The organism is Flavobacterium sp. UBA5153, from assembly GCA_002413745.1.
GTDB lineage: Bacteria > Bacteroidota > Bacteroidia > Flavobacteriales > Flavobacteriaceae > Flavobacterium.
Genome location: DHXP01000046.1, coordinates 35,023 through 56,332, shown reverse-complemented (window position 1 = coordinate 56,332; position 21,310 = coordinate 35,023). Strand labels below are relative to the sequence as shown.

Genomic DNA, 21,310 nt, shown 5'->3' with positions numbered 1-21,310 from the left:
CCAAACGGACATTATATTGATGGGCCAGTTTTAGAGGAACAATCTAAAAGTTTTGTTGGAATGCACCCTGTGCCAATAGTATATGGAATGACAATTGGTGAATATGCAAAAATGATAAATGGGGAAAAATGGTTAAAGAATGGCGTTCAGTGCGACCTTACAGTTGTTCCATTAAAAAACTACACTCATAATTCTACATATAGTCTTCCTCTGAGACCATCACCGAATCTTCCTAATGATAAATCCATAAACTTATACGCAAGCTTGTGCCTATTTGAAGGGACAAATGTTAGCTGTGGAAGAGGGACTGAAATGCAATTTCAAATTTTTGGTTCGCCATATTTACCTATAGACAGCTATAAATTTGCTTTTACTCCTCAATCTAATTATGGTGCAAAAACTCCGTTAAACATGAATCAAGAATGCCATGGGTTAGATTTGTCAAAAACAGAAAACTTGAGTAGATTGAATTTCACATGGCTTATAGATGCCTATAATTCGTCTGCCCAAAAGGATAAGTTCTTCAATAAAGAATCTTTTAACGAATTGGCCGGTACAACAAAACTTAAAGAACAAATTGAACAGGGACTTACTTTCGAAGAAATTAAAGCAACTTGGCAAAAGGATTTAACTACCTTTAAAAAGATAAGAGAAAAGTACTTAATTTACAAATCTGAATAATTTAAATGTCTTTATTTAACAAAATTGAACTTAAAGCATAGTTTAATGTATGAAATCTAAAAGGAATAGATAGAGTTGTTACATATCTTGATCCAATAGATTTTAAACTTGGAGAATGCGTTACAGCTGGAGTTAGTTTGTTATAAATCAAATCTTTTAAACTATTAAATCAAACCTAAAAAAACAAATTCGTATGAGACGTAAGCAATTATCAAAAGGTATTTTTCTGATTTCAACACTATTTTTCTATTTTTTAACCATAAGTTGTAATGCTCAAAAAGTATCTTCTAAAGAAAAACCAGATATTATTGTTGGGGCAAATCAGTTAGATAAATATATAGATCTTTTAAAGGGTAAAAATGTTGCTGTAGTAGGAAACAATACATCGGTAATTTTTAAAAATGGCAAATCAAATTCCAATTACCAACACCTTGTTGATTCCTTGTTAACATTAGGCATTAAGGTTACAAAAGTTTTTTCTCCTGAACATGGTTTTAGAGGAGACGCTGATGCTGGAGAAAATTTAACAGATGCCATAGATAGTAAAACAGGTTTACCTATAGTTTCCTTATATGGTGAAAACAAAAATCCAGGACAAAAACAAATATATAATTATAGAAAACCGACACCGGAACACTTACGTAATATAGATGTTGTCGTTTTTGATATTCAAGATGTTGGCGTGCGCTTTTATACCTATATTTCTACACTTCATAACATTATGGAAGCTTGTGCGGAAAATGGAATCCCTGTAATTGTTTTAGATAGGCCAAACCCAAATGGAAATTATATTGATGGGCCAGTTTTAGAGAAACAATCTAAAAGTTATGCTGGACTCGGTGCAATACCAATAGTATATGGAATGACAATTGGAGAATATGCAAAAATGACAAACGGAGAAAAATGGTTGAAGGATGGTGTTCAGTGCGACCTTAAGGTTATTCCATTAAAAAACTACACTCATAATTCGACATATAGTCTGCCTCTAAGGCCATCACCGAATCTTCCTAATGATAAATCCATAAACTTATACGCAAGTTTGTGTATGTTCGAAGGAACAAATGTTAGCAGTGGAAGAGGGACTGAAATGCAATTTCAAATTTTTGGGTCACCATATCTACCTAAAGATAAATATAACTTTACATTTACCCCTCAGCCTAATTTTGGTTCAAAAACTCCAGAAAACATGGGTCAAGAATGTTATGGGTTAGATTTGTCAAAAACAGAAAATTTGAGTAGCTTGAATTTAACATGGCTTATAGATGCCTATAATTCGTCTGCTCAAAAGGATAAGTTCTTCAATAAAGAATCTTTTAACAAATTAGCTGGTAACACCAAACTGAAAGAACAAATTGAACAGGGGCTTACTTTTGAAGAAATTAAAGCGACTTGGCAAAAGGATTTAATAACCTTTAAAAAGGCAAGAGAAAAGTACTTAATATATAAATAATAAATTAAAGGAATTTATATGTATTATCTATAAATGCCCTATAACTGTATACGTTAAAAATATCGAGGTTTTAAACCCTCGATATTTTTTTGTATTAAATAGGTCGCAGCATAATATTTTCTCATATTATTAATTAACTTGGGTATGAGTACGTAAAGAAAAGTTGTACCTAACCATTTCTTTACTTATAAAGTGTAATGAAAGCTAAAATATTCTTTCAAATAAATTTTTAGGTATAGGCGTTTAGGTCGCAATTTGTTATTTTTGCCTAATGTCAGTAAGTATTCCGGCGAAACTGTACCACCTATTCCGGTAGAAAGTGTACCACTTTTTTAATGATGTTTTCTGTGGTTAAAATTAGANNGATGTGTTTTTATCTGAATTTGGTAAGTATTCCGGCGAAACTGTACCACCTATTCCGGTAGAAAGTGTACCACTTTTTTAATGATGTTTTCTGTGGTTAAAATTAGATAATTTTTTTTAGTTATTTTTCATTTTTTTACGCATCGATTCACCCTTAAGTTCGAACCGAATTGCGGAGTGAATTATCCTATCCAAAATTGCATCTGCTATTGTTTTTTCTTGGATTAAATCATACCAATTTTTTACAGGAATTTGAGAACTGAAAATAGTTGATTTCCTCTGATTTCGATCTTCTATCAAATCCATCAATATCATTTGTTTTTCTTGATCTATTGCTTGTATTCCAAAATCATCAAGAATCAATAAATCGTGACTTTCTATTTTAGCAAGCTCTTTGATATAGGTTCCATCTGCTTTTGCTATCATTAGTTTATGAAAAAGTTTCCCTAAATTATAGTACAATACTTTGTATCCTTTTATGCAGGATTGCAGCCCTAATGCCGTTGCCAAATAGCTCTTCCCTGTGCCTGTGCAGCCCGTAATTATTATGTTTTCGTGTCTGTCAATGAAAGAGCAGTCTGACAATCTTGTTAGCAAATTTCTATCTAAACCACGTTCCGATGCGTAGTTTATTTCTTCGATTGATGCTTGGTAATGGAACCGAGCGTTCTTTAATAATCGCTCGGTTCTGCTGTTGTTGCGCTGATTGTCCTCGGATTCTATGAGCCAGGCAATAAATTCATCGTTGGTAAATGTGTCTTGGTTTCTGGTCTCAAACGAGGATTCGTAAGCCCGTTTCATCCCTGCAAGACGGAGTTTTTGCATTTTTTCAATTGTTGAGGTAGTGTTCATGATTTGATTTTTTTTGTTAATAATATAAAAGTTACTGGGTTATCATAAAAGACATTGGGTTGTTTTGGTTTCTTCATAAAATTTTAATTGTAATACTCTGACCCTCGGATATTTTCGTGTTGAATTGGGATTGTATAAAACAATTTCACTTGATCTTCTAGCTTGTCAAGTCCTTTTTCTAAGATGTTTTTTATCGGATTATATCCCACGGCATCAAAGAGTAGGGCTCTTTTACAGGCATTGTCGAGTCGTTGGTTTCCAACTTTTTTAGCCATACTTAATATGCCCATACAGCTTTTATAATTCTGCTCTGGGTATTGTTTTTGCAAGAGTATTTTCTCGATAGATTCCTTTGTGTTGGCGCCAATTTTAGCAGCCCAATTTATAAAGTATTCCGAACTCCAATCCAAGTTATAAGTATGGCTCGCAGGCAAGTGTTCTTTTAAAGTTACGTAGTCAAAGGCTTTTCGGCTACGAGAATGAAAGGCGACACGGGTTTGCTGATGATAAATTTCCACCACGCTTTGAGTGAGAATCATCTTGATTTTCTTTCCAATTAAAGTATGGGGAACGCTATAATAATTCTTATCCGGAGAATAATAAACGTGGCAGTTTTTCTGCACCGTAGCCGTTTTGTAGTCTCTTAACTCGTATTTCTCGATTGCCAAGGGTTTTAAGCAGGCCTTTTCGTTGTCATGAAAAAGTGTCCAGCGACTGTGTTCTTTTTTCTGGAAAGGACTTTTATTATGCGCTTCCAAGCATACTTTTATGGCGGCGTTTAGCTCGCCAATGCTGTAGAACTCCGTATTCCTCAAGGACGCATAAATACGGGTGTAGGCAATGTTTACAGCACCTTCAACCAAGGGTTTGTCCTTTGGTTTTCGAGAACGGGTGGGCATTACAGAGGTATTGTAATGCTCTGAAAAACGGGCGAATTGTTCGTTTACAAAAGGTTCGTATTTGTCGGATTTGGTAACAGCCGACTTTAAATTATCAGGAATTACACAGGCGGGAACGCCTCCAAAGAAGAAAAAAGAATTTTGGACACTGGTTATAAAATCGGGGATTTGTTGAGAAAAAGAGGCTTCAATATAAGTGTATTGACTCGCTCCAAGGGTAGCCACAAAGACTTCTACGGGTTTTATTTCGCCCGTTTGCCTGTCGATTATATGTAGTTTTTTGCCTGCATAATCAATGAATAGTTTCTCTCCATATTTATGGCTCACAGGCATATAGCCATCCGATTTCTTACTCCATTGCCTGTAAGACTCGCAGAAACGGCTATACATTACCCCCTGGGGATGTTTCTGTTTGTATTCGTCCCACAAGATATAGCGGGTAACACCAACACGTTTGAGTTCCTTTTCTACATAAGGATAAAATGCCAATAATTCTTTCTGAATCACATCAGTATTACTGCTGGAAATACTTTGTGGGGTTCCAAAAAGCTCGTAAATATCCTCACTTGTAAGCTCTAAAAGTTCCTTGAAGTTTAAATCCGAGGCTTCAATATTAGTGACATATTTTAAAATTGTAGTTCTGGATTTCCCAATGCTTCGAGCGATTTTTCGCATAGAAAATCCCATTTCTTTCATTCGAATAATTTCTCGTATCATAATTGACCCTATTGTTTGATTGCTCATATTTTGTGATTTTAGTATCACAAAATACAGCTAAAAAACATCGTCAAAAAGTGGTACACTTTACGCCGGAATAGGTGGTACAGTTTGCACTGGAATGGGTGGTACAGTTTGGATTGGAATGGGTGGTACAGTTTGGGGTGGAATACTCAATGTCAGATAGAAATATTTTTAGAGGAGTGAATTCGATAAAGTTTAACCAACGATTTAAGGATGATAATGATTGTTTAGAATATTTAGCCCAAGTAAAGTGGGCAGAAGGTTATAAATGCAAACGATGCAATAATGATAAATTTGGCACAGGCAAAAACATTCAAAACAGGAGATGTACAAAATGTAGATATGATGAAAGTCCTACAGCGGGTACTATGTTTGAGAAGTTTAAATTTTCAATTCTAATAGCATTTCATATTGCATTTAAAATTAGTAGTAAGAAAAAAGGAATGTCCTCTTTAGAATTAAGTCAAGAATTTGAATTACGTCAAAAGACTTGTTGGGCATTCAAACTAAAGGTACAACAAGCAATGAAAAGCAGCCTTAAAAGCCCATTAACAGGGATTGTTCACGTTGATGAGTTTGTTGTTGGTGGTCCAGAAGAGGGTAAAAAAGGTAGAAGTAAAGGATTGAAAAAGTTGATTGTTTTAGCTGTTGAGATTTTAGAAGATGGGGTTGGAAGGGCATATGCGGAAACTATAGAACATTCCTCGGCAATTGAATTAGGTGAATTTTTGACAAAATATGTTTCGAAAGAAGCTTATCTCGTCTCTGATGAATGGAGAGGATATACCCCTTTGAAAAAAGAATTTAAAAACCTAAAACAAGTTCCTTCAAAAGGCGGAAAAAATTTCAAAGAGTTACATATTCATATTATGAATATCAAGGGATGGTTGAGAGGGATTCATCATCATTGTAGCAAAGAGCGTATGCAAAATTATCTGGATGAGTACCATTTTAGATATAACAGAAGGTCAAATATGGATACAATCTTCGATGTGTTAATAATAAAAATGGTAAATTATAAATAAATGTCAATAAAATAAGTACTTAACAAATGCGACCAAAGTGCCTATACCTATAAATTTTATATTGCTTATGTTGTTGAAAATCAATTTTTATGATTTAGTTCTTTTCAAAATATTGTTTAATTGACTCTTGAATAGCTTGTAAAGAGGTATAATGAGGCTGATAGTTTAATAATTTTTTAGCCTTTTCGATACTAAAATTGGGACTATGAGCTAAATGATCCCATGTAAGCTCTGCATCTCTTTGATTAACTGTTTTTTTCCATTCTTCCCAAGGCAAAAAACTTAGATTAGCTTTCTGGCCATACCATGTGGCCATTGCAGTTGCGTAGCCTCTTAATGTAAGGGCTTGTTCGGAGACTATATGAAAACTTTCTCCTACCGAACTATTCCAGTTTGTTAGCGCTTTCATAAAGGATTGAGCAACGTCAGCTGCATGAACGTGGTGAAGGGTTTCCATGCCGTTATTTGGTAATGTAATTTCTTTTCCTTCTGCCAATCGTTTGAATATTTCAGGGTTAAGATTTCCTGCTGGGTTTATTGGAATCCATCCAGGTCCCACCATATGTCCAGGATGTAATATTGTTGCAGGAAATCCTTTTTGACGTGAAGCTGAAATTAAATAGGATTCAATTGCAGCTTTATTAATACCGTACTGACCGATAGGATTACGATTTTGCGATTCAATTGTGGGAACTTGTTCGCTATGACCATGTACCCATGTTGTTCCGCAATGCAAAAAATGCTGTACTCTGCCATCAAGTGCTTCTACTAAATTTTTAGCACTGTCAAGGGTAAAGCATATAAGATCTATTACCACATCGGGAGAAAGTTTTTGGATTTGTCTACCAAATATTTTCTTCCTATCCGCCTCAATACGGTCAATCACAATAAATTCAACTGATTGCCAAGCTATATGAAAGCTGTATGGCTTATTCTCTTGACGGCTAATGCAGATTACTTCATGTCCAGCTATTACCAATTGTGGAACTAAAAAAGTACCTATGTGTCCGGTACCTCCAATAATAACAATTCTCATTTTACTCCCTATTATATTTTTTTTTTTCATTTTTTTTTGATTACTCCATATCAATGACTTGATAATGATTGCGAATGAGTTTGGGTAATACGTTTGATAATGTATGATTCTAAGCAATAAAAATAAACAATTAAGGGGAGTAATAAAACTAAAATAGAATTCATAAATAGTTTATTTGACTAATATAATTTTGCAAAATAGATTTGCTGCCGATTTACAGTTTTTTAAGCTATTTCCTCTTGATTGCAGTTTTACTAATGTATCAATGCAAAATAATTGTAAATTTATAAATAAAAATGCATAAATTATATGTTTTTGCGAGTATTTTTGTTTGAATAAGGAGATTTCACTAAATGGCCTGTATAGTGGGTCAACTGTAAGAGAACTTATGCCTGTTTCCACAAAAAAATGCCCGTAATAATGCTAAGATTTGTTTAATTACTCTGCTGTGGTGACTTTTTTTAAAATATTCAGTTAGATATTAATTTTGTTTACAAACCTTCGGTCTCTTTAGAATACCAAATAAATAATAGAAGTGCCCCAACTAGATCACTAAACATAATAGTTCTGGCATTTCCTTCCAATTTAAATACATTAACCATAACTTCAATTATTGTAAAACTGCGTTTACAGAAATCCCAATCGTTCATAATTGTCCAAGAAATCAAATGCCATAAACTTATAACTTTTTAGGCCATTTTTTGTTTATTGCAGTTTTGATAAAATTTAGTTGCAATAAAATATATATTTAACTAATAAAAATGCATAATATTGCATGTTTGTAAGTATTTTTATTTTAAATTTGCTCTATTCATAATAATTAATAGAATATAATGGAAGTTAAACCAATAATTTACCCAAAAAGTATCAAATACGACGAAGCCGGAAAATTTGAAGAAACCCGATTTGAGAAAATACACAATGTTATTTTTTCGACAGCTAAGGAAGGATCAATTGTGGTGGCTAAAGAAATTGCTGATTTGATAATTGATAAACAGGCAAAAGGCGAAATATGCGTTCTTGGACTGGCAACAGGTTCTTCACCCATAAAAGTGTATGAGGAATTGATCCGAATGCATAAAGAGGATGGTCTTAGTTTTAGTAATGTAATCTCATTTAATCTGGATGAATATTATCCTATGACTAAAGAGAACAATCAAAGCTATCATTATTTCATGCATCAGCATCTTTTTAATCATATCGACATAAATCCCGAAAATGTAAACATTCCTGATGGAGCGATATCCATTGAAGAACTGAATCAATATTGTATAGATTATGAAATGAAAATTAAAAATGCGGGAGGTCTCGATTTTCAGTTATTAGGAATTGGTCGTACAGGACATGTTGGTTTTAACGAACCAGGGTCACACATCAATTCCGGAACCCGAATAATTACTTTGGATCATATTACAAGGGTAGATGCTTCTTCAGATTTTAATGGTATTGATAACGTTCCTAAAAGAGCGATTACCATGGGAGTTTCTACCATACTTAGATCTAAAAGAATTGTATTAATGGCTTGGAGCCAAAATAAAGCAGATATAATAAAAAGAACGATTCAGGGAGATATAAGTTCTGAAGTTCCTGCTACATTTTTGCAAAATCATAATAATACCACTTTCGTTTTAGACCAATCTGCAGCCTCAGAATTAACCCGATTTAAAACGCCATGGTTGGTTCAAGAATGCATTTGGACTCAAGAATTAAAAAGCAAAGCTATTGTTTGGCTATGCGAAAAAACAAATCAATCCATTTTAAAACTTACTGATAGAGATTATAACAATAACGGAATGTCAGATCTTTTGGCTAAAGAGGGTTCTGCTTACGATTTGAATATTAATATGTTCAATGTATTGCAGCATACCATTACTGGATGGCCAGGAGGAAAGCCCGATACAGAGGATTCTCATAGACCCGAAAGAGCTAACCCTGCTAAGAAAAGAGTGATCCTTTTTAGTCCTCATCCGGATGATGATGTGGTTTCTATGGGAGGAACATTTTCTAAATTAATCAAGCAAGGACACGATGTTCATGTGGTATATCAAACCTCTGGAAACATTGCAGTTACGGATGATGAGGCGCTTAAATTTGCTGAAGTATGTAATGATTTTGTTGGAGAAGATATTAGTAAAATAAATTTTTCTGCAGTTATAGATTTTTTGAATAATAAAACAGAAAATCAGATAGACTCTATTGAAGTTCGCAAATTGAAAGGTCTTATCAGACGACGGGAGTCATACGCTGCTACAAGATACATTGGTTTAAAAGATGAAAATACGCATTTTTTAGATCTTCCTTTTTATGAAACGGGACAAATAAAGAAAAATCCATTGGGAACAGCAGATGTTGAAATTGTTGCAGCTATTATCGCAAAAATAAAACCTCACCAAGTATTTGCTGCCGGCGATTTAGCGGATCCGCATGGTACTCATGAAGTTTGCCTTAATGCAATATTTGCTGCAATGAAACAACTCAAATCAGAGCCTTACATGAATGATTGTTGGTTGTGGTTGTATAGAGGTGCTTGGCATGAATGGGATATTCATGAAATTGATATGGCCGTACCATTAAGCCCAGACGAAGTTATGCTAAAAAGACACGCTATTTTGTACCATCAATCTCAAAAAGACAGAGTTATGTTCCAAGGGAACGACTCAAGAGAATTTTGGGTAAGGGCCGAAGATCGTAACAAGCATACTGCAAAATTGTATGATGATTTAGGCCTGTCTGAATATGAAGCTATTGAAGCTTTCAAACGTTTTGATTACTAAAATAAATTATATAATATATTACCAAATAGTTTAAAGTACTAATTCAATTCGAGAATCAATAAAATCATTATTTTTCACTTGATTTTCATTTCAATTATTTTAAATGTTATGATTATATAAATTGGGTTTATCGGGCTAACTGCCATTCAATAGAAATTAATATTAAACTTAAAGTTTTCTTACCAAAATTATCAAATTATAAAGGCCTATTTTTATATTTGTGAAAATAACAGCAATATATTACACTAAATGTTAACCAATCTCCAATTACAGCAATTATCCGAATCGTTAGACGGAACTCTTTTATTCGACGACCTTCATAAAACCCTTTATGCCACTGATGCTTCTGCTTATAGAATGATACCGCTTGCAGTTGCTTATCCAAAAACGAACGAAGATATTGTCAAGCTGATTCATTTTGCAACAGAAAATAAAATTTCTTTAACACCAAGAACAGCCGGGACTTCCTTAGCTGGACAAACGGTCGGAAATGGAATAATTGTGGATGTTTCAAAACATTTTACCAAGATTATTTCATTTGATGCAATCAAAAAAACAATAACGGTGCAACCTGGAGTCATTCGGGATGAGTTGAATTTATATTTGAAGCCGTACGGTTTGTTTTTTGGACCCAATACCTCCACTTCGAGTCGTTGTATGATTGGAGGAATGGTGGGCAACAATTCCTCGGGAACTACTTCAATTCGATACGGAGTTACCCGTGATAAAATTATGGAGATAAAAGCGATTTTGAGTGATGGTTCTTTGGCAATATTTAACGAACTTTCTTCGAATGAATTTATCGAAAAAACAAAAGGCACTTCGCTAGAAAGCAAAATTTACAAAACCATTTATGAGGAACTTTCGAATGAAGAAACCCAAAAAGAAATTGTTGCCGAGTTTCCAAAACCCGAAATTCACAGACGAAATACGGGATATGCAGTTGATTTATTATTAAAATCGGAATTGTTTTCAGGTGACGAGAAAACTATAAATCTCGGCAAATTACTTTGCGGAAGTGAAGGAACTTTAGCATTCTCAACTGAAATCACCTTGAAAGTGGATGATTTGCCTCCAGTAAATAATATTATGGTCGTAGGTCATTTCAACAGTATTCAGGAAAGTCTCGAAGCGGTTGTCGTGGCGATGAAACATCATTTGTATACCTGCGAAATGATGGATGACACGATTTTGGATTGTACCAAAAACAATCGAGAGCAAGCAAAAAACAGACTTTTTATAGAAGGAAATCCCAAGGCGATCATGATGTTCGAAGTTGCTTCGGATTCAATGGAAGATGCAGAAAATCAAGCCAATGCTTTAGTTGCCGATTTGCAGAAAAACAATTTCGGTTATGCCTTAATTAAATTATATGGAGTCGATATTGATAAAATTATTGAACTCCGAAAAGCTGGTCTTGGTCTTTTGGGAAGCATCGTTGGCGACAATAAAGCCGCAGATTCCATTGAAGACACTGCAGTGGAATTGAGCGATCTGCCTAATTATATCGCCGAATTTTCAGCGATGATGAAAAGTTACGGTCAAGAAGCGATTTATTATGCACACGCCGGAGCGGGCGAATTGCACTTGCGTCCGATTTTGAATTTGAAGAAAAAAGAAGATTTGAAACTGTTTCGAACCATCGCCACCGAAGTGGCACACTTGGTAAAAAAATATCGAGGTTCGTTGAGCGGAGAACATGGCGACGGAATCGTTCGTGGGGAGTTTTTGCCGTTTATGATTGGCAACAAAAATTACGAATTGTTAAAACGAATCAAAAAGGCTTTTGACCCCAATGAAATTCTAAACATTGGAAAAATTGTAAATACTTCAAAAATGGACGAAAACCTTCGGGTGGAATCCGGCAGGGTGGAACCAGATATTCAAACAATCCAGGATTTTTCGGATAGTATGGGGATTTTGCGGGCTGCCGAAAAATGCAACGGTTCCGGCGATTGCAGAAAATTGCCTTCGGCCGGAGGAACTTTGTGCCCCAGTTATCGTGCCACCCGCAATGAAAAAGATACCACTCGGGCTAGAGCCAATGCTTTGAGAGAATATCTGACCCATTCCGAAAAAGAGAATAAATTCAATCATAAGGAATTGTACCAAGTTTTCGAATTGTGCGTGAGTTGCAAGGCTTGCGCAAGCGAATGTCCCAGCAATGTGGACGTTGCAGCTCTGAAAGCAGAGTTTTTATACCAATATCAAAAAGCAAATGGTTTTTCTATCCGGAATAAAATCTTTGCCAATAATGCAAAACTGAATAAACTGGGAAGTCTCTTGCCGAGTTTTACGAATTTTATGGTAAATCTACCTTTGGTAAAGAAAAGTATGGGAATAGCTCCAAAACGAGAAGTTCCCTATTTGGCCAAAATCACTTTTAGAAAATGGTATGAAAATCACCGAACAATAATAAAAAGAGATTCTTTTACAAACGGAAAAGTCTATTTGTTTTGCGATGAGTTTACCAATTATTATGATGTTTCTGTTGGAATTGACACTTATGAATTATTGACAAAATTAGGGTATGAAGTCGAAATAATCGACCACGAAGAAAGCGGAAGAGCCTATATCTCGAAAGGTTTTCTTAAAGAAGCGCAAGCCATTGCGAATAAAAATGTGACAATCTTCAAGGATTTAATTTCAGAAGATACACCATTGATAGGAATCGAACCCTCGGCAATTTTGACTTTCAGGGACGAATACTGTCGATTGGCAAAGGATAAAGAAAGTGCCGAGAAATTGGCAAAAAATGTACTTACCATTGAAGAGTTTTTCAAAAAAGAAATTACAACGGGAAAAATTCATTCGGAGCAATTTTCTGATGTTGAAAAATCCATAAAAATTCACGGGCATTGTCATCAAAAATCATTGAGTTCCATTGAAGCTACGTTTGCGATGTTGAATTTACCAAAAAATAGTTCAGTTACAATATACAATTCGGGTTGTTGCGGGATGGCAGGTTCCTTTGGTTACGAAAAAGAACATTATGACATCAGTATGCAAATGGGTGAAGACACTTTGTTTCCAAAAATTCGATTAACAGATACAACAACGGCAATCGCCGCCGCAGGAACAAGTTGTCGCCATCAGATTTTTGACGGAACCAATAGAAAAGCGCTTCATCCGGTAACTATTTTGAGAACTTGTTTAAAATAAGAATTACTTTTTTAAAGTATAAATTAAATTTGTTAGGCTAAAATTTATCAAATTAAAATTGATTTATATATTTGATTTTCGAATAAGATTTACATTATTTGCAAAATAAAACTACAAAATTCACGGAATATTTATTTTAAAGATAAAATTTACAATATGGCATTTTCAAGTTTATTTAGAAAGAAGACGGTTCAGGATATTTTAAAACAAGTTGCAAAAAACGAAGCTGATGGACACAATGCGTTGGGGAAACACTTAACAGCTCGTGATTTGACTGCTTTTGGAATTGCAGCAATCGTTGGTGCAGGTATTTTTAGCACCATTGGTAAAGCCAGTTCTGATGGGGGCCCGGCAGTAATATTTCTATTCTTGTTTACGGCCTTAGCTTGTAGTTTTGCCGCTTTTGCTTATGCTGAATTTGCCTCGATGGTTCCCGTTTCAGGAAGTGCTTACACGTATTCTTATGTAGCCTTTGGTGAAATAGTTGCTTGGATTATTGGCTGGGCCTTGATCATGGAATATGCCATTGGCAATATAACGGTCGCCATTTCGTGGAGTGATTATTTTACGGGTTTACTCGATAGTATGGGCATTCACTTGCCCCAATGGGTTCAGATGGATTATTTAACTACCTCGAATGGATTTAAAGATGCCACTGCCTTGATGCAGGGAGGAAAATCTTTCGGAAATTTAAGTTCCAATTTACAAGCTTCTTACACGGCTTGGACAACTTCTCCAACTTTGGCAGGTTTTCATTTTGTTGCCGATTTACCGGCATTACTGATAATTATATTGATTACAGCTTTGGTTTATCGCGGAATGAAAGAATCCAGAAATGCAAGTAATATGATGGTTGTCGTAAAATTATGCATTGTACTTTTAGTTATTGCTGTCGGTGTTTTTTATGTAGATACAGCGAATTGGCATCCTTTTGCTCCAAATGGTGTTGGAGGTGTTTTGAAAGGAGTTTCGGCGGTGTTTTTTGCATACATTGGTTTTGATGCGATTTCCACAACTGCCGAAGAATGCAAAGATCCTCAACGTGATTTGCCACGAGGAATGATGTGGGCTATTATCATTTGTACTATTTTATACATCGCAATTGCATTGGTGCTTACAGGAATGGTTAAATATAATGAGTTGAATGTGGGAGATCCATTGGCTTTTGTATTTGATAAATTAAATCTAAAATGGATGTCGGGAATTATTGCGGTGAGTGCCGTTATTGCTATGGCGAGTGTTTTATTGGTTTTTCAAATGGGTCAACCAAGAATTTGGATGAGTATGAGCCGTGATGGTTTATTGCCAAAAAAGTTTTCGACAATACATCCAAAATACAAAACACCTTCTTATGCAACAATCGTTACCGGTTTTGTTGTTGCCATTCCGGCTTTGTTTTTGAATTTAACAATGGTTACTGATTTATGCAGCATAGGAACTTTATTTGCCTTTGTTTTGGTATGTGCCGGAGTTTTGGTATTGCAAAACAAACCCAATATTCCTCGAGGAAAATTCAAAACTCCTTATGTAAATTCTAAATATATTATGCCGTTCATGATTGCTGTTGGATTGTATTTTTCTTTTGGTTATAATAAAATAGCAACAATGGATTTCTTGACCAATGAGAGACAAATCAATACGCCGGAAGTTATTGTTACTTCTTTAAATAAAGAAAAATCAAAAGAAGTATTCGATTTCATTTCCAATAATTATGCTGATAAAAAAGTGGTTTCAGACGATTTAGAAGAAGTTTTGAGTGGTTTTAAAGCGGACGATGTCCAGTACAAAACGGTCGTGGATTCATTGCCTATTGATAATTCATTGAAATACGAAAGCGGTTTCAGTCTTTTTAAACATAAAATTCCAATGTGGATTTTCCTGATTGTTTTAATGGGATTAACGGTTTGGTCCAATAGACAAAATTTATCCTTAATTCCATTATTGGGTTTGATTTGCTGTTTGTATATGATGGCGGAATTGAGCGTTTGGAACTGGATCTATTTCACGATATGGTTGCTTATTGGACTTTCGATATATTTTGGCTTCAGCCGTAAAAACAGCAAGTTGAATATTCTGGAGGCATAAATTGAATTTAGTTTTGAATTCAAACACAATGAAATAAAAGTCATTGGATTTGGTTGGCAGATTGAAATTTCACATAATTACAAATCATTTATTTGCCCCAAATCCCACTAATTTTTGCAGATTAATCTGCAAAAATTAGTGGGATTTGGGGCGATTTTTTTTGGTGCTTGAAAGCAAAACAAACTTTATTATATTGTTTTTAACTATATTTGAAACCAATAAAATTGCACAAATGGAAAATTTACCAAAAGGAAGTCCTAAATTAATCAATGCTTGGGCATTTTATGATTGGGCAAATTCGGTTTATTCGTTAGTAATTGCCACGGCGGTTTTTCCCATCTATTATGAATCTGTGACCAGCGGGAATAATGGAATGATAAATTTCATGGGAACTCCATTTCACAATACCACTTTGCTGTCCTATTCCTTGTCATTTTCGTTTTTGATAGTTGCTTTTTTATCACCTATTTTATCTGGGATTGCAGATTATACGGGGAATAAAAAGCGATTTATGCAGTTTTTCTGTTATCTGGGGTCCATCTCCGTGATGACTTTATTTTTCTTTAAAGATCAGGATACATTATGGATAGGTATCTTGGCTACTATATTGGCAAGTATCGGTTTTTGGTCTAGTATTGTTTTTTATAATTCGTATTTGCCAGAAATTGCTTTTCCTGAACAGCACGATAGAGTGAGCGCCAAAGGATTTATGTACGGCTATTTTGGGTCTGTAATTTTATTGACTTTTAACTTGACTATGGTGATGAAACCCGAATGGTATGGAATTTCAGATCCTACATTGCCCGCAAGGATCTCGTTTTTATCCGTTGGAATTTGGTGGATGGCTTTTGCACAAGTGACATTTTATTATTTGCCCAACAATGTTTATAATAAAAAACCCCGAAAAGATTTTATTTTTAAAGGGTTAAGGGAACTAAAAGTGGTTTTGAAAAGTTTAAAAAAATTGACGTCCTTGAAACAATTTTTAACTGCATTTTTTCTTTACAGTATTGGTGTTCAAACAATTATTTTGTTGGCTGGAATTTATGGAAAAATTGAATTGGGAATTGAAACGAGCCAATTGATAATCACTATTTTATTGATACAATTGGTGGCTATTTTTGGTGCCTATATATTTTCAAGAATTTCCGAAAGAATTGGAAACATCAAAACACTGAAACTTACCATTGCCATTTGGGGGTTAATATGTTTTGCGACGTATTTATTGGATAAAGATAACAAATATATCGATTTGCAATTCTATTCGCTTGGAGGAGCAATAGGAATGGTGCTTGGCGCAATTCAATCTTTGTCACGTTCTACTTATTCAAAATTATTGCCTGAAACCGAAGACCATGCCACTTTCTTTAGTTTCTTTGACGTGACCGAAAAAATTGCCATAGTTTTGGGAACTTTTATTTTTGGTTTCGTGGGATCAATAACTAATTCGATGCGGAATTCTATTTTTATTCTCGCTGTTTTCTTTTTGCTGGGCTACATCGTGTTAAGCTTTATGAAAAAAACGGAGTTTGTTGAATAAATTTTTATCCGATTTTTTTGGTTCCAATGAAAAATAACTTCTGACGATTCATTTTATCGTGTCTTTTTTAACAGGAGTTATCTTTTTGAATTTATGGAAGAAGATTGTTTTTCCAAATAATATTGGATTCTTAAAACCTCTTTTTTAAGGGGAATAATTCGTTTTAGATTAAATTTTGGCATAATGATTGTCTATTTTTAATGTTAAGCGAGTTAACCGTGTCATACATCGATTTTATTTAAAATTATTGTTTTGATACCTTATATTTGTTTAATAAATGAATGTTTTTAATGACAAAAAGACTCAAATAACACATGTCAAATCATAAAATACTTACTCTTGACAATCTGTCACTTCAAGAATTTGACTCAGAGGCAGATTTAATACCTTTATTGACTCCCGAAGACGAGGAGGAAATGAATAACGAAGAATTACCGGATTCCCTACCCATTTTGCCTTTGAGAAATATGGTTTTATTCCCTGGAGTTGTAATTCCAATTACTGCCGGACGCGATAAATCCATAAAACTGATTAATGATGCTTATGCAGCAGGAAAAATAATAGGAGTGGTTGCCCAAAAAAATGAAGAAGTTGAAGATCCTACAAAAAATGATATTCATAAAATAGGAACCGTTGCTCGAATTTTACGGGTTCTAAAAATGCCGGACGGTAATACAACTGTCATTCTTCAAGGGAAAAAGCGTTTTCGAATAGATTCCATAATTTCGGAAAGCCCTTATATTACGGCTAATATTAAAGAAGTTCCCGAGAAAAGACCGGGAAAACACGACACAGAATTTTTGGCAATTATTGATTCCATCAAGGAGTTAGCCATTCAAATTATAAAGGAAAGTCCCAATATTCCTACTGAAGCCACATTTGCCATAAAAAATATTGAAAGCCAATCGTTTTTAATCAATTTTGTCACATCTAACATGAATTTATCTGTTAAGGAAAAACAAGATTTATTATCGATTAATGCTTTGAAAGAAAGAGCGCTTGAAACCCTTCGTTACATGAATGTTGAGTTGCAAAAACTCGAATTGAAAAACGATATTCAATCTAAAGTTCGTTTTGATCTTGACCAACAGCAACGCGAATATTTCCTTCATCAACAAATGAAAACTATCCAAGAAGAACTGGGTGGTGCTTCACAGGAAGAGGAAATGGACGAAATGAGCTTGAAAGCCAAGACCAAGAAATGGGACGAAAAGACACAAGCACACTTCGAGAAAGAATTGGCTAAAATGCGAAGAATGAATCCGCAAGCGCCTGATTTTGGTATTCAAAGAAATTATTTGGATCTGTTTTTGGAATTGCCATGGAACGAATATTCCAAAGATAATTTTGATTTAAAACGAGCACAAAAAATTCTGGACAGAGATCACTTTGGATTGGAAGAAGTGAAGAAAAGAATGATAGAACATTTGGCAGTTTTGAAATTGCGAAATGATATGAAATCACCAATAATCTGTTTGACTGGACCTCCGGGTGTTGGTAAAACATCCATTGGAAAATCAGTTGCCGAAGCTTTGGGTAGAGAATATGTAAGAATATCACTTGGTGGTTTGCGTGATGAAGCAGAAATTCGTGGTCATCGAAAAACCTATATTGGTGCAATGCCCGGAAGAATTATTCAAAGTTTGAAAAAGGCAGGAACATCAAATCCTGTTTTTGTTTTGGATGAAATAGACAAATTGTCAAGTAGTCATCAGGGTGATCCATCTTCGGCATTATTAGAGGTTTTAGACCCGGAACAAAATAATTCATTTTATGACAATTTCCTTGAAATGGGTTATGATTTATCGAAAGTGATGTTCATTGCCACTTCAAACAATATGTCCGAGATTCAACCTGCATTGAGAGACAGAATGGAAATTATAAAAATGTCGGGTTATACTATTGAAGAAAAGGTAGAAATTGCTCGTCAGCACTTGTTTCCAAGACAATTGAAGGAACATGGTTTGACTACCAAGGATTTAGCCATTGGAAAAAAACAATTGGAAAAAATCGTTGAAGGCTATACTCGTGAGTCTGGCGTTCGTGGATTGGAAGCAAAAATTGCCCAAGTTATTCGTAATGCTGCAAAATCAATTGCGATGGAGGAGGAGTATAACAAGAAAGTGACTGACGAAGATATTGTAAAAATTCTTGGTGTTCCAAGACTGGAAAGAGACAAATACGAGAGTAATGACGTAGCGGGAGTAGTGACAGGTTTAGCTTGGACAAGTGTGGGTGGAGATATTCTTTTTATAGAATCCTTGATTTCTCCTGGAAAAGGGGCGATGACCATCACAGGAAATTTGGGGACAGTAATGAAAGAATCAGCAACGATAGCACTGGAATATATTAAAGCCAATGCTGAACTTTTAGGTCTAAATCCAGATATGTTGTTAAAATACAATATCCATTTACACGTTCCTGAAGGAGCAACACCAAAAGACGGACCAAGTGCAGGAATTGCCATGCTGACTTCTTTGGTTTCTGTGCTTACGCAAAAGAGAGTGAAGAAAGGATTAGCCATGACAGGTGAAATAACATTGCGCGGAAAAGTATTGCCCGTAGGCGGAATAAAAGAAAAGATTTTGGCCGCCAAAAGAGCCAATATTAAGGAAATTATTTTGTGTCACGAAAACAAAAGCGATATCGATGAAATAAAACCGGAATATATTGAAGGACTAACTTTCCATTATGTTAAGGAAATGGATGATGTATTGAAAATTGCCATCACCAATCAAAAGGTGAAAAACGCAAAAGTATTATAGACAATAGATTTTCAAGAAAGTAAAAATTCCATCCCGAAGTTTCGGGATGGAATTTTTATTTCATTAGAATTCGCTCCGAAACTTCGGAAAGAAAATGAAAATTTATGCCATTATAATTTTATCTTCGCATTTGTGTTTTTATTATACAGAAAAAGCAATTTAAAGTATGCTCAAAAAACTTTACTTAGTTACCTTATTTTTGGGTTGCACTGTGTCTTACAGCCAAATAGGGGGTAAGTATGTTTATCAGTTTCTAAATTTGGTTACTTCTCCAAGACAAGCAGCTTTGGGAGGAAAAACGATTACGATTTATGATGACGACGTCAATCAGGCACTTTTTAATCCTGCGGCAATAAATACTGAAATGGACAATCATTTGGCCCTAAATTATGGAAGCTATTTTGGAGGCGTTACCTACGGAACAGCCTCTTATGCTTATACGTTTGATAGTCATTTACAAACTTTTCAAGCAGGAATTAATTATGTGAATTATGGTAAATTTGAAGGTTATGATGAAAATGGTCAACCCACAACCCAATTTACAGGTAGTGAAATCGCCCTTTCATTTGGATATGCATACAATGTTCCCAATTCAAATCTATTTATAGGTGCCAATGCAAAATTGATTTCTTCGACTCTGGAAAGTTATAATTCTGTTGGTGGAGCTATCGATATTGGAGCAATTTTTATAGACGAAAAAAACGACGTCAATTGGGGTTTGGTGATACGAAATATAGGAACACAGTTTACAACTTATTCAGGCACAAATGAAAAATTACCATTGGAAATTATGGCAGGAGTTTCGCAGGAGTTAGAAAATGTGCCCATTCGCTGGCACCTTACTTTTGATAATTTGCAGCAGTGGAATATTTCTTTTTCTAATCCTGCTCAAGTTCAAACAACACTTGATGGAAATAAAACTGAAGAAAAAATATCAGTGATGAATAATGCTTTGCGTCACGTAATTTTTGGAGTGGAACTTTTTCCAAAAAAATCGTTCAATCTTAGATTGGGATATAATTTTAGAAGAGCAGAAGAATTGCGAATTTTGGAACAACGTAATTTCTCAGGAATTTCGGCAGGATTTGGATTAAAATTCAATAAATTAAAATTCAATTATTCCTATTCAAGATATACATTGGCAGGAAATACAAGTTTATTTGGTTTAACCATTAACTTTCAGGAATGATTTGTTTTTGGGTAACAGATGAAAGAGTTAGTACAATAGATTTTCGGAACTTTAAATTTTAGACTTTGAACAAAAAAATTACCATTGCGATAGACGGATTTTCATCGACCGGAAAAAGCACATTGGCCAAAGAATTGGCGAAACATTTAGGATATGCATATGTAGATACGGGAGCAATGTATCGTGCAGTTACTTTGTTTGCAATGCAAAAGGGATACATTGGTGAAGATTTTTTTGACAAACAATCACTTATAGACAGTTTGCCTTTTATAAAATTAGTATTCAAATTCAATCCAGATTTGGGTTTTTCAGAAATGTATTTGAATGAAGTTAATGTAGAAAAGGAAATTCGTACCATTGAAGTTTCTAATTATGTAAGTAAAGTGGCCGAAATACCAGAAGTGCGTTCAAAACTGGTAGAGCAGCAAAAAGAAATGGGCAAAAACAAAGGAATTGTGATGGACGGCAGGGATATAGGAACCGTGGTTTTTCCCGATGCCGAACTCAAGATATTTATGACGGCAAGTGCAAAAACGCGAGCACAAAGACGTTATGAGGAACTTATTCAAAAAGGGGATAAAGTTAGTTTTGAAGCTGTTTTAAAAAACATTGAAGAACGTGATTATATCGATACGCACCGAGATGATTCTCCATTGGTAAAGGCTAAAGATGCAATAGAATTGGACAATTCGACTATTTCGAAACAAGAACAATTTGAAAAAGTTTTAAAATTAATCAAGGTATAAAT

At 34.7% G+C, this 21,310-nt stretch carries 13 protein-coding genes; 10 read left to right on the top strand and 3 right to left on the bottom strand.

What is annotated here, in order from left to right; all coding sequences use genetic code 11:
* Both B2145_RS09560 and B2145_RS09555 read left to right on the top strand, forming a co-directional pair.
* The coding region (locus tag B2145_RS09560) for an exo-beta-N-acetylmuramidase NamZ family protein (RefSeq protein ID WP_291101531.1) at window positions 1–681 on the top strand (681 nt) is incomplete at its 5' end.
* A gap of 193 nt (window positions 682–874) precedes the next feature.
* Window positions 875–2,131: an exo-beta-N-acetylmuramidase NamZ family protein gene (locus B2145_RS09555; protein WP_291101528.1), complete on the top strand. Its 1,257-nt coding sequence runs from the start codon at window positions 875–877 to the stop codon at window positions 2,129–2,131.
* Between the two features lie 480 nt (window positions 2,132–2,611).
* Here B2145_RS09555 and istB read toward each other — a convergent pair whose 3' ends face one another.
* Both istB and istA read right to left on the bottom strand, forming a co-directional pair.
* Window positions 2,612–3,346, bottom strand: a complete 735-nt coding sequence (gene istB, locus B2145_RS09550) for an IS21-like element helper ATPase IstB (protein WP_291101526.1) — start codon at window positions 3,344–3,346, stop codon at window positions 2,612–2,614.
* Window positions 3,347–3,429: 83 nt separating this feature from the next.
* Window positions 3,430–4,989, bottom strand: a complete 1,560-nt coding sequence (gene istA, locus B2145_RS09545) for an IS21 family transposase (protein WP_291101523.1) — start codon at window positions 4,987–4,989, stop codon at window positions 3,430–3,432.
* Between the two features lie 149 nt (window positions 4,990–5,138).
* Here istA and B2145_RS09540 point away from each other — a divergent pair, with 149 nt between their 5' ends.
* Window positions 5,139–6,011 carry an IS1595 family transposase gene (locus tag B2145_RS09540; protein ID WP_291101520.1) on the top strand — a complete coding sequence of 291 codons (873 nt, stop codon included), beginning with the start codon at window positions 5,139–5,141 and terminating at the stop codon, window positions 6,009–6,011.
* Window positions 6,012–6,105: 94 nt separating this feature from the next.
* Here the strand turns inward: B2145_RS09540 and B2145_RS09535 are convergent, their stop codons facing one another.
* Entirely contained in the window at window positions 6,106–7,077 is a 972-nt protein-coding gene (locus B2145_RS09535; RefSeq protein WP_291101517.1) for an NAD-dependent epimerase/dehydratase family protein, read from the bottom strand.
* Between the two features lie 803 nt (window positions 7,078–7,880).
* Here B2145_RS09535 and nagB point away from each other — a divergent pair.
* From nagB to cmk, 7 genes are all read left to right on the top strand, one after another.
* Window positions 7,881–9,821 carry a glucosamine-6-phosphate deaminase gene (nagB, locus tag B2145_RS09530; RefSeq protein WP_291101514.1) on the top strand — a complete coding sequence of 647 codons (1,941 nt, stop codon included), beginning with the start codon at window positions 7,881–7,883 and terminating at the stop codon, window positions 9,819–9,821.
* 249 nt (window positions 9,822–10,070) lie between these two features.
* The gene (locus tag B2145_RS09525; protein ID WP_291101511.1) at window positions 10,071–12,983 is read left to right on the top strand and encodes an FAD-binding and (Fe-S)-binding domain-containing protein; all 2,913 of its coding nucleotides are present in this window, start codon (window positions 10,071–10,073) and stop codon (window positions 12,981–12,983) included.
* 156 nt (window positions 12,984–13,139) lie between these two features.
* Window positions 13,140–15,068 carry an amino acid permease gene (locus B2145_RS09520; RefSeq protein WP_291101509.1) on the top strand — a complete coding sequence of 643 codons (1,929 nt, stop codon included), beginning with the start codon at window positions 13,140–13,142 and terminating at the stop codon, window positions 15,066–15,068.
* Between the two features lie 232 nt (window positions 15,069–15,300).
* Window positions 15,301–16,608: an MFS transporter gene (locus B2145_RS09515; protein ID WP_291101506.1), complete on the top strand. Its 1,308-nt coding sequence runs from the start codon at window positions 15,301–15,303 to the stop codon at window positions 16,606–16,608.
* A gap of 314 nt (window positions 16,609–16,922) precedes the next feature.
* A complete protein-coding gene (lon, locus tag B2145_RS09510) occupies window positions 16,923–19,373 on the top strand; it encodes an endopeptidase La (protein WP_291101504.1) in 2,451 nt (816 codons plus the stop codon).
* Window positions 19,374–19,539: 166 nt separating this feature from the next.
* On the top strand, window positions 19,540–20,562 hold the full coding sequence (gene porQ / locus B2145_RS09505) for a type IX secretion system protein PorQ (RefSeq protein ID WP_291101502.1): 1,023 nt from the start codon (window positions 19,540–19,542) through the stop codon (window positions 20,560–20,562).
* 65 nt (window positions 20,563–20,627) lie between these two features.
* Window positions 20,628–21,308: a (d)CMP kinase gene (gene cmk, locus B2145_RS09500; protein ID WP_291101499.1), complete on the top strand. Its 681-nt coding sequence runs from the start codon at window positions 20,628–20,630 to the stop codon at window positions 21,306–21,308.
* The last annotated feature ends 2 nt before the right edge of the window (window positions 21,309–21,310 follow it).

What these genes read in the sequence shown, in the direction of transcription:
- B2145_RS09520 (WP_291101509.1), top strand. Translation starts at nt 13,140, where the DNA reads ATGGCATTTTCAAGTTTATTTAGAAAGAAGACGGTTCAGGATATTTTA.
- istA (WP_291101523.1), bottom strand. Translation starts at nt 4,989, where the DNA reads ATGAGCAATCAAACAATAGGGTCAATTATGATACGAGAAATTATTCGA.
- nagB (WP_291101514.1), top strand. Translation starts at nt 7,881, where the DNA reads ATGGAAGTTAAACCAATAATTTACCCAAAAAGTATCAAATACGACGAA.
- B2145_RS09535 (WP_291101517.1), bottom strand. Translation starts at nt 7,077, where the DNA reads ATGAAAAAAAAAAATATAATAGGGAGTAAAATGAGAATTGTTATTATT.
- istB (WP_291101526.1), bottom strand. Translation starts at nt 3,346, where the DNA reads ATGAACACTACCTCAACAATTGAAAAAATGCAAAAACTCCGTCTTGCA.
- B2145_RS09525 (WP_291101511.1), top strand. Translation starts at nt 10,071, where the DNA reads ATGTTAACCAATCTCCAATTACAGCAATTATCCGAATCGTTAGACGGA.
- B2145_RS09555 (WP_291101528.1), top strand. Translation starts at nt 875, where the DNA reads ATGAGACGTAAGCAATTATCAAAAGGTATTTTTCTGATTTCAACACTA.
- lon (WP_291101504.1), top strand. Translation starts at nt 16,923, where the DNA reads ATGTCAAATCATAAAATACTTACTCTTGACAATCTGTCACTTCAAGAA.
- porQ (WP_291101502.1), top strand. Translation starts at nt 19,540, where the DNA reads ATGCTCAAAAAACTTTACTTAGTTACCTTATTTTTGGGTTGCACTGTG.
- B2145_RS09515 (WP_291101506.1), top strand. Translation starts at nt 15,301, where the DNA reads ATGGAAAATTTACCAAAAGGAAGTCCTAAATTAATCAATGCTTGGGCA.
- B2145_RS09540 (WP_291101520.1), top strand. Translation starts at nt 5,139, where the DNA reads ATGTCAGATAGAAATATTTTTAGAGGAGTGAATTCGATAAAGTTTAAC.